The organism is Rhodococcus sp. SMB37 (genome assembly GCF_004345605.1).
GTDB lineage: Bacteria > Actinomycetota > Actinomycetes > Mycobacteriales > Mycobacteriaceae > Rhodococcus.
The window spans coordinates 15,952-29,209 of record NZ_SLVY01000017.1 but is presented as its reverse complement, the minus strand read 5'-3'; the positions used below and the strand labels follow the sequence as shown (position 1 = coordinate 29,209).

15 protein-coding genes are annotated in these 13,258 nt (G+C 66.9%); 8 read left to right on the top strand and 7 right to left on the bottom strand.

Features of this window, described 5'->3' with window-relative positions:
- Positions 1-54 precede the first annotated feature (54 nt).
- Both EV641_RS23080 and EV641_RS23075 read right to left on the bottom strand, forming a co-directional pair.
- Positions 55-1,194 carry an ArsA family ATPase gene (locus EV641_RS23080; RefSeq protein ID WP_054713698.1) on the bottom strand — a complete coding sequence of 380 codons (1,140 nt, stop codon included), beginning with the start codon at positions 1,192-1,194 and terminating at the stop codon, positions 55-57.
- Entirely contained in the window at positions 1,191-2,204 is a 1,014-nt protein-coding gene (locus EV641_RS23075) for an ArsA-related P-loop ATPase (protein WP_132474882.1), read from the bottom strand. The genes EV641_RS23080 and EV641_RS23075 overlap by 4 nt, the downstream gene beginning before the upstream one ends.
- Positions 2,205-2,257: 53 nt before the next feature.
- On the opposite strand from EV641_RS23075, the gene EV641_RS23070 reads away from it, so the two are divergent.
- Genes EV641_RS23070 through EV641_RS23060 form a run of 3 tightly spaced genes read left to right on the top strand, consistent with a single transcriptional unit; the run spans position 2,258 to position 3,673 of the window.
- Positions 2,258-2,422, top strand: coding sequence for a hypothetical protein (locus tag EV641_RS23070; protein ID WP_132474880.1), 165 nt, complete (start codon positions 2,258-2,260; stop codon positions 2,420-2,422).
- Between the two features lie 4 nt (positions 2,423-2,426).
- Positions 2,427-2,888, top strand: a complete 462-nt coding sequence (locus EV641_RS23065; RefSeq protein WP_054713699.1) for a RidA family protein — start codon at positions 2,427-2,429, stop codon at positions 2,886-2,888.
- A 2-nt stretch (positions 2,889-2,890) separates the two neighbouring features.
- Positions 2,891-3,673: an MBL fold metallo-hydrolase gene (locus tag EV641_RS23060; RefSeq protein ID WP_132474878.1), complete on the top strand. Its 783-nt coding sequence runs from the start codon at positions 2,891-2,893 to the stop codon at positions 3,671-3,673.
- Positions 3,674-3,760: 87 nt separating this feature from the next.
- On the opposite strand, the gene EV641_RS23055 is transcribed toward EV641_RS23060, so the two are convergent.
- The gene (locus EV641_RS23055; protein WP_132474876.1) at positions 3,761-4,435 is read right to left on the bottom strand and encodes a Crp/Fnr family transcriptional regulator; all 675 of its coding nucleotides are present in this window, start codon (positions 4,433-4,435) and stop codon (positions 3,761-3,763) included.
- A 197-nt stretch (positions 4,436-4,632) separates the two neighbouring features.
- Positions 4,633-4,902: a hypothetical protein gene (locus EV641_RS23050; RefSeq protein ID WP_054713700.1), complete on the bottom strand. Its 270-nt coding sequence runs from the start codon at positions 4,900-4,902 to the stop codon at positions 4,633-4,635.
- Between the two features lie 207 nt (positions 4,903-5,109).
- On the opposite strand from EV641_RS23050, the gene nth reads away from it, so the two are divergent.
- From nth to EV641_RS23030, 4 genes are read left to right on the top strand one after another with little or no spacing between them, the layout of a single operon-like run.
- Positions 5,110-5,790: an endonuclease III gene (gene nth, locus EV641_RS23045; protein WP_241997421.1), complete on the top strand. Its 681-nt coding sequence runs from the start codon at positions 5,110-5,112 to the stop codon at positions 5,788-5,790.
- A gap of 5 nt (positions 5,791-5,795) precedes the next feature.
- Positions 5,796-6,458 carry a TlpA disulfide reductase family protein gene (locus EV641_RS23040; RefSeq protein ID WP_132474872.1) on the top strand — a complete coding sequence of 221 codons (663 nt, stop codon included), beginning with the start codon at positions 5,796-5,798 and terminating at the stop codon, positions 6,456-6,458.
- Positions 6,455-7,153 carry a CoA pyrophosphatase gene (locus tag EV641_RS23035; protein ID WP_132474870.1) on the top strand — a complete coding sequence of 233 codons (699 nt, stop codon included), beginning with the start codon at positions 6,455-6,457 and terminating at the stop codon, positions 7,151-7,153. Before EV641_RS23040 ends, EV641_RS23035 begins: the two co-directional genes overlap by 4 nt.
- Positions 7,150-8,340, top strand: a complete 1,191-nt coding sequence (locus EV641_RS23030) for a MarP family serine protease (protein ID WP_132474868.1) — start codon at positions 7,150-7,152, stop codon at positions 8,338-8,340. Before EV641_RS23035 ends, EV641_RS23030 begins: the two co-directional genes overlap by 4 nt.
- Positions 8,341-8,353: 13 nt before the next feature.
- Here EV641_RS23030 and EV641_RS23025 read toward each other — a convergent pair whose 3' ends face one another.
- From EV641_RS23025 to acs, 3 genes are all read right to left on the bottom strand, one after another.
- Positions 8,354-9,286, bottom strand: coding sequence for an alpha/beta hydrolase (locus EV641_RS23025; RefSeq protein WP_199233367.1), 933 nt, complete (start codon positions 9,284-9,286; stop codon positions 8,354-8,356).
- 13 nt (positions 9,287-9,299) lie between these two features.
- Positions 9,300-9,800, bottom strand: coding sequence for a phage holin family protein (locus EV641_RS23020; protein WP_054718906.1), 501 nt, complete (start codon positions 9,798-9,800; stop codon positions 9,300-9,302).
- 199 nt (positions 9,801-9,999) lie between these two features.
- The gene (acs, locus tag EV641_RS23015) at positions 10,000-11,931 is read right to left on the bottom strand and encodes an acetate--CoA ligase (protein ID WP_132474866.1); all 1,932 of its coding nucleotides are present in this window, start codon (positions 11,929-11,931) and stop codon (positions 10,000-10,002) included.
- 226 nt (positions 11,932-12,157) lie between these two features.
- On the opposite strand from acs, the gene EV641_RS23010 reads away from it, so the two are divergent.
- The gene (locus EV641_RS23010) at positions 12,158-12,910 is read left to right on the top strand and encodes an oxidoreductase (protein ID WP_132474864.1); all 753 of its coding nucleotides are present in this window, start codon (positions 12,158-12,160) and stop codon (positions 12,908-12,910) included.
- Positions 12,911-13,258 lie beyond the last annotated feature (348 nt).

Here is a 13,258-nt window from a genome sequence, read left to right as displayed (position 1 = left end):
TGACGACGCCGGAGCACGCACGACGGGGAAGGTCGTGCGTGCCGCCCGGAACACTCAGGCCTGACGTGTCAACTGGTCGCCCACCGCCCGCAGCGCTTCGAGGTCCGACACCTCGAAAGGCAACGACGGCACTCCGACGACCGGCACACGTGGATTCGCCGAGGTGAATCCACGCAGCAGGCGAACTTCTCGCTTCGCCGTCACCGCGCGATGCGCGTGGATGCGGAGCACGGCCTCTGCGGCGGGCGCATCCTCACCACCTTGTTCTGCCAGGAGATCGGCCGAGGTCAACGCATGGTCGGCCGGCAGCGACGACAACGTGGGGTGCGTCCGGTTGAGCACAAGGCCCGCAAGCGGCATCTTGTCGCCGCTCAATCGCTCCACGAAGAACGATGCCTCCCGCAGAGCATCCGGTTCCGGGGCCGCGACCACCATGAAATGCGTCCCGGGCTGCTGCAAGAGCTGATAGGTGCGATTGGCGCGGTCACGGAACCCGCCGAACATCGAATCCAGCGACTGCACGAATGCGGACGCATCCGACAGCATCTGGCTACCCACGATCGTCGACACCGCCTTCAATGCCAAGCCCATTGCACCCGTCACGATCCGGCCGAGGCCACGACCCGGGGCAGTGAAGATACGGATCATCCGGCCGTCGAGGAAAGCGCCGAGGCGTTGCGGTGCGTCGAGGAAGTCGAGGGCATTCCGTGACGGCGGGGTGTCCACCACGATGAGATCCCACTCGTCGCTCGCTGCGAGCTGGCCGAGTTTCTCCATCGCCATGTACTCCTGCGTACCGGAGAACGACGACGCCACCGTTTGATAGAAGGGGTTGTCGAGAATCTGCTGGGCCTTCTCCGGCGTGGAATGCTCGAGCACCATGTCGTCGAACGTGCGGCGCATGTTCAGCATCATCGCGTGCAACTCGCCCGTCGCGCCGGGCTCGAGCGGCACCTTCTGCGGCGAATTGTCGAGCTTCTGCACACCGAGCGCCTGGGCGAGCCGTCTCGCCGGATCGATCGTGAGCACCACGACCTTGCGACCCTGCTCCGCTGCACGCAACGCGAGCGATGCCGCCGTCGTCGTCTTACCGACCCCCCCTGACCCGCAGCACACGATCACTCGCGACGTCGGATCGTGGAGGATCTTCGCGACATCGAGCACCGGTGCCGTGCGCACGGTCCGCTCGGTCATCGGACACCCTGCTCGGCGAGAAGCTCGGCAAGCTCGTAGAGCCCGCCGAGGTCGACCCCGTCCGCAAGCAGTGGTAAAGACATCCGTGCCACCTTCACGTCGTCGAGTTGGGCGGCGCTGACCTGCTGCGCCTGCAGTATCGAGGCATGCTCGATGGTCTCTGTGAGCAGTCCGGCGAAATCGTCGTCCGAGAGCGTCAACCCGACCCGTTCGAACGCGGACCGGATGGATCCGGCGGGGATGCGGCCGTCGGCGACGTCGTCGACGAGTGTGTCCGGCAGATGCTCGGGTTCGGTCCTGTTGACGATCACCGTGCCCATCCGCAGATCGGCGGCCTCGAGTTCGTCGACTGCGTCGGCCGTCTCCTGCACGGGCAGTGCCTCGAGCAGCGTGACCAGGTGCACGACAGTCTCGTCGGAATGCAGCAACCGCACGACACCTTCGCTCTGCGAGCGGATCGGTCCCGACTTCGCGAGGTCGGCCATCGCCTTCGTCACGTCGAGGAAGCTGCCGATCCGGCCGGTGGGCGGAGCGTCGACCACGATCGCGTCGTACAGGCGCTCACCGGACTTGTCGGTGCGCACCACCGTCTCCTTGATCTTTCCGGTGAGAATCACATCGCGGAGTCCCGGGGCGAGTGTCGTCGCGAACTCGATCGCGCCGATCCTGCGCATCGCGCGGCCCGCGAACCCGAGGTTGTAGAACATGTCGAGGTACTCCAGGAACGCCGCTTCGATGTCGATCGCGAGGGCCATGACCACTCCGCCCCCCTCGGCGGTTGCGATCTTGGTCTCCACCGGAGGCAGCGGCGCCACGTCGAACAGCTGCGCGATTCCCTGCCTGCCCTCGGTCTCGACGAGCAGAACCTTCCGGCCCCCCGACGCGAGGGCAAGCGCTATGGCCGCCGCGACGGTGGATTTTCCGGTGCCCCCCTTGCCGGACACGAAGTGCAGTCGTGCCCGCGCGGCCTTGGCCGGCCATGTGCCGGAATGAGATGTCTGTGTCGCCACGGTGTCGAGCCTATAAGTCGTCAAGCGGGAAAGGCGCCGGATAGGGTCAGGTCATGAGTGAATTGACTACGTGGGAGTACGCAACCGTGCCCCTGCTCACGCACGCGACCAAGCAGATCCTCGACACGTGGGGTTCCGACGGGTGGGAACTGGTGACGGTTCTGCAGGGACCCACCGGCGAACAGCACGTCGCGTACCTCAAGCGTCCGAAGAGCTGACCCCATGGCAGAAACCTGGACCGCACGTCTGACCGAACTCGGGATCACCCTGCCGCCGGTCGCCGAGCCGGTCGCCGCATATGTGCCGGCCCTGCGCAGCGGGAGCACTGTCTACACCTCGGGCCAGCTTCCTATGGTCGACGGCACCCTGGCGTACGTCGGCAAGGTCGGCTCCGACGTGTCCGCCGACGACGCGAAGAACGCTGCCCGCATCTCGGCGCTCAACGCTCTGGCCGCCGTCGATGCCCTCGTGGGTATCGACAATGTGGTGCGCATCGTCAAGGTCGTGGGATTCGTGGCCTCGGCCGACGGATTCACCGGACAACCCGGTGTCGTCAACGGAGCCTCGGAACTGCTGGGCGAGATCTTCGGCGAGGCCGGTGCTCACGCGAGATCCGCAGTCGGTGTCGCCGAACTTCCGCTCGCAGCGTCCGTCGAGGTAGAGCTGATGGTCGAGGTGCGCTGATCATGGCGCTCGTTCATCCTGCCTACGGGCAACTGCGACAGGTAACCGAGAACGCGGCGGTGCTACTCGCCGAGAATCCGTCGGTGATGTCCCTCGAGGGCACCAATACCTGGATCCTGCGGGCACCGGACAGCGACGAGTGCATCGTGATCGACCCGGGCCCGCTCGACGAGGCGCACCTCGCGCGTGTCGCGCAGGTCCCGGTCGCGATGACGCTCATCAGTCATCGACACTTCGACCACACCGAAGGCGGTGAGCGTCTTGCGGAGCTCACCGGAAGCCCGGTTCATGCCGTGACACCCGAACATCGGCACGGTGGCGGTACCGAGCTGTCCGACGGCGACGTCGTCGAAGCCGGCGGACTCCGCGTTCGGGTCCTCGCCACACCGGGGCACACGGCGGATTCGCTGTCGTTCGTTCTCGAGGACGATCGCAGCGTCCTCACCGCCGACACGATCCTCGGGCGGGGAACGACCGTGCTCGACGACACGGACGGCGACCTCGGCGACTATCTGGGTTCGTTGCGGTCGTACATAGAACTCGGCTCGGGGTACACGGTGCTACCCGGACACGGTGCGGAACTACCCGACCTCGAGACGATCGCTCGGGGGTACCTGGCGCACCGGGAGCAACGGCTCGACCAGGTTCGCAGTGCGTTGCGCACCCTCGGCCCCGAGGCCTCGGCACGGCAGGTGGTGGAACACGTGTATGCCGACGTCGACGAGTCTCTGTGGGGCGCGGCCGAGAAGTCGGTGAACGTACAGCTGGCATATCTGCGCGGGTAGCCCGCAGGGTAAGAACGAACGGTCGAGGCCGGGACACCCCATGGTGTCCCGGCCTCGACCGTAAGCGGAGTCTCTCGGAGGTCGTCCCTAGCGGGCGCGACGCGCCAGGCGCTCGGAGTCCGAGATCAGCACGCTCTTGCCTTCGAGCCGCAGCCAGCCGCGGTGCGCGAAGTCTGCAAGCGCCTTGTTGACCGTCTCGCGGGACGCGCCGACGAGCTGAGCGATCTCTTCCTGGGTCAGGTCGTGGGTCACGCGGAGTGCACCCGCTTCCTGGGTGCCGAAGCGCTGTGCGAGCTGCAGCAGCGCCTTGGCGACACGACCGGGAACGTCGGTGAAGATCAGGTCGGCGAGGCTGTTGTTGGTGCGACGCAGACGACGGGCGAGCACGCGCAGGAGCTGCTCCGCGATCTCGGGACGCTGGTCGATCCACGCCTTGAGCGCTTCACGGTCCATGCTCACCGCTCGCACCTCGGTGACGGTGGTGGCGGTGGATGTGCGCGGACCCGGGTCGAAGATGGACAGCTCACCGAACATGTCGGAGGGGCCCATGATCGTCAGCAGGTTCTCGCGGCCGTCCGGCGAGCGCCGTCCGAGCTTGATCTTGCCGGAGACGATGATGTACAGGCGGTCGCCCGGTTCGCCCTCGTTGAAGATGACGTGGCCGCGCGGGAAATCGACCGGTTGCAGCTCCTTGATCAGCGCCGCAACCGCAGAGGGCTCGACTCCTTGGAAGATGCCTGCTCTGGCCAGGACCTCGTCCACGTGCGCTCCTTTTGGGATGATTCTTGTTGTACTTCAACTGGCGGGTGTGCACGTCCAAGGCATCCCGGCAAGGGTCACCATTCCGGCGTACGGACGCCAAGTCTACTGTGCCTGCCGCATGTGTGAGTGACCGACACCACGGAACCCTTCCGTGTATGTCGGGTCCCGCCCTCGAATGCTACCGGCCGGTACCTGCGTCAGCTCGCGCGGCTCGCGTCCAGGAGATCCGGAGTGTCGACGGAATCGGAGGTGTCGCTGCGCCTCCGGCGCCGGTTGAACCGGGCCAATGCGCCGGGGAATCCTTCGCGGGCGAGTGCGTCGACGTCGGCGTGGTCCGCCTGGTCGAGGAACTCTTCGACCTCCTGCTGGCGAACGGACAATCGACTCAATCGCGATTCGACCCTTTCCATGGCGAGTGCAAACAGCATGAGCAGCACTGGGAGAAGTACGACAGCAAGAGCTTGCATGACGGGAAGTAAACACGGGCAAGATCTCAGAACAGACACGGCCCCCGGATTGAGTCGGACCTCTTACGTACAGTGGTCCAGGTGCAACCGACCCCGTCCGAGAGCCTCGATTCGAGTCCCGTTCGCGCCCCGGAACGGGGCCCGCGCAGGTCACGTCGGGCTCGGGGCCCCGAGTCCCGCCTCGGTCTGGTCCGGCGCGCACGGCGGATGAACCGACGCCTCGCCGAGGCCTTCCCGCATGTCTACTGTGAGCTCGATTTCACCACTCCGCTCGAGCTCGCAGTCGCGACGATTCTGTCCGCACAGTGCACTGATGTACGAGTCAACCAGGTCACGCCGGCGCTCTTCGCGCGCTACCCGGACGCTCGCTCGTACGCGGAAGCCGACCGCACCGAACTCGAGGAGTACATCCGCTCCACCGGCTTCTACCGCAACAAGGCGAATTCGCTCATCGGCCTGGGCCAGGCGTTGCTCGAGCGTTTCGACGGTGAGGTTCCGCGCCGGATGAAAGACCTCGTGACGCTCCCGGGCATCGGCCGGAAAACGGCGAATGTGGTCCTCGGTAACGCCTTCGATGTGCCGGGAATCACTGTCGACACCCACTTCGGGCGGCTCGTGAACCGGTGGAAATGGACCGACGAAACCGACCCCGTGAAGGTCGAACATCTGGTCGGCGAGCTCATCGAGCGTAAGGAATGGACCCTGCTGTCCCATCGGGTGATCTTTCACGGCCGTCGGGTCTGCCATGCACGTAAGCCGGCGTGCGGAGTGTGCGTGCTCGCGAAGGACTGCCCGTCCTACGGGATCGGGCCCACCGACCCGCAGATCGCCGCGGGGCTCGTGAAGGGACCGGAGACCGAGCATCTGCTCGAGCTCGCCGGGCGGTGAGGGTGGTGCGTCCTTCGAGTGCAGGCCGTTGGAGCCTGGCGGCGCTGGTCGTCGTGATCGCGCTGATCGTGGCCATCTGGCCCCGCGACGGCGATACCCCCGACCCGAGTCCCTCCGACGGTCCGGGGACCTCCGCAGCACCCGTCGACCGTCGCCCCCAGGACGACGCGCAAGCGCTCGCCCCACTGCGCGTCGCAGCGGACCTGCTGCCGTGCCCGGCGCCGACGGGCGCACCTCCGGAGGGGCCGCTTGTCGGATCGGTCTTCGAGTGCGTGGGAGACGGTAGCGCCGTCGACCTCGCCGCCGGGCTCGCCGGGCGGCCCGCCGTCGTCAACCTCTGGGCGTGGTGGTGCGCTCCGTGTGCCGAAGAACTTCCCGTGCTCGAGGAGTACGCGCAGCGTGTGGGCGACGCGGTGTCGGTGGTGACCGTGCACACCGATCCCAACGAGGCGAACGCGCTGGACCGGCTCGCTCAGTACGACGTCCGGCTGCCCGGTGTGCAGGATGGCTCAGGACGCGTGCAAGCAGCGGTGGCTGCGCCGGCGGTATTGCCGGTCACGGTGCTCGTGCGCGCCGACGGGTCGGTCGCCAAGGTGTTGCCCCAACCGTTCCGCAGTGCAGACGAGGTGGCCGAGGTTGTCGAGACACATCTGGGGGTTGTCGCATGATGCCGTATTGGCTGCGGCGTGTGGCCACGGTTGAGCCCACCGATCCGCACGGACTCAATCCCGTCCTGGACCGAGAGGCTCCGCACGGGACGGTCACGCGCCCGGCGTCGGTGCTCGTCCTGTTCGGCGGATCGCCCGAGCCCGACCCTCTTGCCCGCGGTGGTCTGCCGGCCGACGCCGAGGTCCTGCTCACCCAGCGCGCCGCGACTATGCGCCAGCACAGCGGACAGGTCGCATTTCCCGGTGGCGCCGCCGACCCCGAGGACGACGGCCCCATCGCGACAGCCCTGCGTGAGGCGCAGGAGGAGACCGGGGTCGACCCGCACGGGGTCCGACCGCTGGCGGTGCTTCCCGAACTGTTCATTCCGCCGTCGGGGTTCGACGTGACCCCCGTCGTTGCGTATTGGGAGAAGCCCAGCCCGGTCGGGGTGGTCGACCCCGCCGAAGCGGCTCGCGTCGTGCGTGTACCTCTGCGCGATCTGCTCGATCCCGACAACAGATTCCAGGTCTCCCACCGGATGGGGTATCGAGGCCCGGCATTCCAGGTCGACAGCATGCTCGTGTGGGGTTTCACCGCGGGTGTTCTCGCGGGTCTGTTCGCAGTGTCGGGGTGGGAGATCGAATGGGACCACAGCGACGTCCGTGATCTGGAAGTGGTGCAAGCCGAACTCGAATCGGGGGTGATCGACGCATGACCGGATCGGGTTGGCTCGACCTCGTCCTCGTCCTCGTCGTGATCATCGCGGCGTCGTCCGGCCTGCGGCAGGGGGCGGTGGCGTCCGCGCTGGCATTCCTCGGGGTGCTGTTGGGTGCCGTGGCCGGCATCCTCATCGCACCGCACGTTCTCGTCCATGTCGACGAGGGACGGCTGCGGATACTGGCGGGGATCGTGTTGATCATCGTGCTGGTGGTGGTCGGGGAGGTCGCGGGCATGGTGCTCGGCCGGGCCGCGCGCAGCAGCATGCACAGCCCCAGCGCCCGCGCGGTCGACAGCGTGATCGGCGCGGGGCTCCAATCTGTGGCTGTACTCATCGCCGCGTGGTTGCTGGCTATCCCGTTGACGTCCGCGGCACAACCGCAGATATCCGCGGCGGTGCGCGGATCGAAGGTGCTCGGTACGGTCGACAATCTCGCGACCGACTGGATGCGGGCGATCCCCAACGAGTTCTCGGCACTTCTCGACACCTCGGGACTCCCCGAGGTGATCGGGCCGTTCGGTCGCACCCCGATCGCCGAGGTCGCCGTTCCCGACGGCACACTGCTCGACGGGCCGATCCCTGAGCAGTTGCATTCGAGTGTGCTGCGCATCAACGGTGTTGCGCCGAGCTGCCAGAAGGCGCTCGAAGGATCGGGCTTCGTGGTGTCGCCCGAGCGGGTCATGACGAATGCACACGTCGTCGCGGGCACCGCGGCCGTGACCGTCGAGAGCAACGGGCGTGCACTCGACGCGGAGGTCGTGCTGTTCGACCCGGCGGTCGACGTGGCGATCCTCGCGGTCCCGGGTCTGACTGCGCCGCCACTCGCGTTCTCCTCGACCCCGGCGGAGTCGGGTGACGACGCCATCGTCCTCGGGTATCCGGGTGGCGGGCCATACACCGCCAGCGCGGCCCGAATCCGCGAAACCCTGGATCTGCAGGGACCGGACATCTACCGCAGCGGCACCGTCGAGCGGGAGGTCTACACACTGCGCGGGCTGATCCAGCAGGGTAACTCCGGTGGACCGCTGGTCGACCCGCAGGGGCGGATCCTGGGCATGGTGTTCGGTGCAGCCGTCGACGATACCGACACCGGATTCGCGCTCACCGCATCCGAGGTGAGCCGTCAGCTCGCGATGGCCGACTCGATGGTCGCCGCCGTCGAAACCGGGGCGTGCATCGTCTGATGGCCCGGTACATCTAGAGCGTGCGAGCGAAGTCCAGAAATGCTGCCGTCACGTCGTCGGGCTTCTCCTGGTGTGCGTAGTGACCTGCTCCGTCGATGAACTTGATGACCCGGCCGGGTGCGTGCCGCACGCAGCGACGCAGGGTCGCTGCCATCACGTACGGATCGAGCGCACCGTGCATCTGCAGGACAGGAACGGCCAGAGTGACATCCATGGCCTTCATGAACCGGCGGCCGTCGGGTCGCCACTGACTGCGGAAGGCCCACCGCTGGTATTCGAGGCTGCAGTGCGCTACTCCCGGGATCCGGACCGCTGAGCGCAAGCGGTCGATGACGTCGGGGAACTCCGCACTGTGCTGCCAGTCGCTCCCCGAACGGATCCGCACGAGGCGTTCGATCTCGGCGCCGTCGTCGCGCACGAGGAGCTGTTCGGGTCGCCACGGCAGCTGATAGGCGAGGAAGGTGGGCAGCAGTGCCTTGCGCTGAGCGCGATCGCGAATGGCAGCATCGCGGAGCGAAATCGGGTGCGGGGAGTCCACGACCGTGATCGCGCGGACGAGCTGAGGGTGCAGAACTGCGGTGGCCCAGCACACGAGACCCCCGTCGGCGTGGCCGACGAGAATCGCCTCGGTGTGTCCCAGCGCTCGGATGAGTCCGGCGACGTCGGCCGCGAGGGTCCAGCCGTCGTAACCGCGGGGTGGCTTGTCGGTGTCGCCGTAGCCACGTAGATCGATCGCGACCGCACGATATCCGGCGTCGGCGACAGCGGTGAGCTGATGGCGCCACGACCACCACAGGTCGCCGAAACCATGAACGAATACCACCAACGGCGCGCCGGGCGCAGTGCCGTGGGCTTCGACCGCGTGCAGTCGGATGCCGTTGGCGTGGATATCGCGATGGGTCCACGGTCCGTCGTAACGGACCGTGGACGGATCCGGTGGCGTCAATGTGGTGATTGCGTCAGCGAGCCGCGTGTTGCGGGCGATGTGCATCGGCATCGTCGCCGGAGTGCGGCAGAACCGTCTTCGCCTGCTTGAGCGAGTCGATGGTCTTGTTCGGTGCCCGTAGCTTGCGAACCCGCAGGTAACCGATGAGCGCGAATATCGCGGTCACGACCACCATCAGCAGGAAGACGATCAGGAACGCCAGCCAGCGGGCAACCCACACGTCGAGCAGTTCGGCGAGGAAGAAGAAGAAGAAGAACGAGCTGAAGATGAGTACAGCGAGGGCGAGGATGAAGAACAGACTGCCCTGCAGGCCCTTCTTGACCTCGCCGGTGACCTCGGCCTTCGCGAGTTCGACCTCGGCACGGAACAGCGTGGACACCTGCGCGGTCGCGTCACGGACGAGTTCGCCGATACTCGCGTCCCGCGAGGTCGGGGTGTGTACCTCCGTCAGCGGAATGCCCGAGATGCTGCTCGGCGCCCCGTCTCCCGGCCGGTTCCCGTTCGTGACGCTCACTAGTCGACCCCTTCAGGTTGGTTCGTTCGTGCTTGCGGTGGGCTCGCCCACGCCGTAACAGTAGCGCCGATCCCGATGTGGGGGCGACGAGTGACATAGCAAGGCGGCGGCTTTTGTGAAATCTTCCGGTACTTCAACCTGATGACGCCACGGCGCCCTCCCGGGAACGAATTCCGGGAGGGCGCCGCGTCGAGCGGGTTTACTTCTTGCGGATCGCGTCGAACACCGCGGGGTCCACCAGTGTCGAGGTGTCGCCGAGTTCGCGACCCTCGGCGACGTCGCGGAGCAAGCGTCGCATGATCTTGCCGGAACGGGTCTTGGGCAGCTCGGGCACGATCGTGATCTGCCGCGGCTTCGCGATCGGGGAGATCTCGACTGCGACGTGATCGCGCAGTTCCTTGATGAGCTGGTCGCCGGTGTTCTCGACGTGCTCGAGCAGGATCACGTACGCGACGATGCCCTGACCGGTTGTGTCGTCGGCCGCGCCGACCACTGCGGATTCCGCGACAGCGGGATGGCTGACCAGAGCGGATTCGACTTCGGAGGTGGAGATGCGGTGCCCGGAGACGTTCATGACGTCGTCGACACGTCCGAGGACCCACAGGTCGCCGTCCTCGTCGTACTTGGCGCCGTCGCCTGCGAAGTACCAGCCCTGCTCCTCGTAACGGGACCAGTAGGTTTCGCGGTAGCGCAGAGGATCGCCCCAGATCCCGCGGAGCATCGCCGGCCACGGCTGGTCGAGCACCAGATAACCGTTGCCGCCGGCGCCGAGCGGGTTGGCCGCGTCGTCGACGATCTTCGCGGAGATCCCGGGCAGTGGTGCCATCGCGGAACCGGGTTTGGTGGCGGTGATGCCGGGCAGTGGGGAAATCATGATCGCACCGGTCTCGGTCTGCCACCAGGTATCGACGATCGGAGTCTTGCCTGCGCCGATGACCTCGCGGTACCAGCGCCACGCCTCGGGGTTGATCGGCTCGCCGACGGAGCCGAGCAGCCGGATCGACGACAGGTCGTGGGCGTCGGGGATCTCACGGCCCCACTTCATGAACGTGCGGATCAGGGTGGGAGCGGTGTAGTAGATCGAGACGCCGTACTTCTCGATGATCTCGAAGTGGCGGTGCTCGTTGGGGGAGTTGGGGGTGCCTTCGTAGACGATCTGGGTGGCGCCGTTCGAGAGCGGCCCGTACACGATGTAGGAGTGTCCGGTGACCCAGCCGATGTCGGCGGTGCACCAGTAGACGTCCTTGCCCGGCTTGTGGTCGAACACGTAATGGTGCGTGTAGGAGGCCTGGGTGAGGTAGCCGCCGGAGGTGTGGACGATGCCTTTGGGCTTCCCCGTGGTGCCGGAGGTGTACAGGATGAACAGGGGGTGCTCGGCGTCGAACGCCTCGGGCGTGTGTTCGGGGGAGGCCTTCTCGACGGTCTCGTGCCACCAGAGGTCGCGCCCTGAAGTCCACCCGACGTCGATGCCGGTGCGCTCGACCACGAGCACGTTCTGGATCGACGCTGCGCCGTCGACCGCTTCGTCGGCGGCGGTCTTGAGCGGAGCTGCCTGCCCGCGGCGCCACTGCCCGTCGACCGTGACGAGAAGCTTGGCTTCGGCGTCGTCGATGCGGGAGCGCAGAGCGGTGGCGGAGAAGCCGGCGAAGACGACGGAGTGCGTGAGGCCCAGTCGGGCGCACGCGAGCATCGTGACGATCGCCTCGGGGATCATCGGCATGTAGATCGCGACGCGGTCGCCGGTGACGAGACCGAGGTCGGTGAAGGTGTTCGCGGCCTTCGACACCTCGGCGAGCAGATCGCTGTAGGTCAGAGAGCGGGAGTCGCCGGGTTCACCTTCGAAGTGGATCGCGACGCGGTCGCCGTTGCCGGCTTCGACGTGACGGTCGACGCAGTTGTAGGCGACGTTGAGGGAGCCTCCGACGAACCATTTCGCGACGGGAGCATCGGACCAGTCGAGCACCTGTGTCCAGGGTGTGGCCCAGTCGAGACGCTGGGCCTGGGTATCCCAGAACGCGAGCCGGTCGGCGTCGGCGGCGGCCTGCAACTCGGGACCTGCGTTGGCGGTGGCGGCGAACTCGGCGCTCGGCGGGAACGCCTGCTGGTCGTGGTCCTGGGCTGCGCTCGTCATGGTGCGGTGGCCTCTTTCCGGGTCGTGGCAAAACAGTTCGGACCCCAGTGAGCGTAGTCACCTGTGACGCGGATCGCACCGTTGCACGACGCTGCAACCTGCTCACATGCGCTGATCGGTCGTTGTCGCGCGACGGGCGGTCGGCAACGGCGACGAGTGGCCCCTCGATGAGCCCATTGACGGGCCGTAGGTGATGTTCGCAGCTCACGCCGGTACCGTTCGGGCCGTGACCGATCCGCTTCAGCCCATTCTCGATCTCCCCGGCGTGCGCGACGCGGCAGACCGCGCGCGTGATGCCCTCGCCGAGGTCCACCGTCATCGCACGAACCGTCGCGGCTGGCCGAACACTGCGGCGGAGGCCTCGGTGCGGGCCGCGCGAGCATCGGCAGCGATCGGCGGTGGATCCACGGAGCTTCCGCCCCCGGGAGAGACAGGCGATCCGGTGCTGTCGGGTGCGTTGCGGGTCGCGCAGTCCCTCGACGGTGATGCGCTCGCAAATCAGGTGTCCACGTGGCGCCGTGCGCCCCTGCAGGCGCTGGCCCGCCTCCACCTGCTCGCCGCGGCCGATGTGGTGGACGATCCGGAGCAGCTGGGTCGGCCCCGGTCGGAGCCGGGAGTGGCGGAACGTCTCGACGGTCTCGCTCAACTGGTCACGGGAGGAAGTTCCGTGCCTGCTCCGGTGCTTGCGGCCGTGGTGCACGGCGAGCTCTGTTCACTGAGTCCCTTCGGTGTTGCCGACGGCGTCGTGGCGCGTGCAGCGTCGCGGCTGGTGTGTGTGGCTTCCGGGCTCGACACCCACAACCTCGGAGTACCCGAAGTGACGTGGATGCGGCGAGCCCAGGCATACCGCGATGGAATCGCAGGCTTCGGTCAGGGCACCGACGTGGGCGTCGGTGGCTGGGTGATCTTCTGCTGCGGTGCGCTCGAGGCCGGTGCTCGCGAGGCGACGTCGATCGCAGAGGCGTTCGGCGGCAACTGAGATCCACCGCGCGAACTTGGAATGAATTGCAGTACATTGCCTTTCGGCTGCACAGTCAAAAGCGGGTGGCACGCCGATCGTGATCGGTGCGCCACCCGCTAGCACGGAACTTCCGGGTTACCAAGCGTGCTGGTGTGGGTTGTGTGTCAACGGCCTCGGCGATGATCCGGGTGTCGGCGGTTCGCTCCCCGCAACGGGTGCGGGGGTCTTGCCTTCGAGAACTCGGAACTCGCAGGCCCACAACGCTTCTGCCCTTATAGTGGCATCGGCTCCGCGTGGGTACTCGGTGTCCGTGCTGGGAAACGCGGGCGGGAGATCGAATCTTCTCTTCCGATTCGCTCTTGGCCT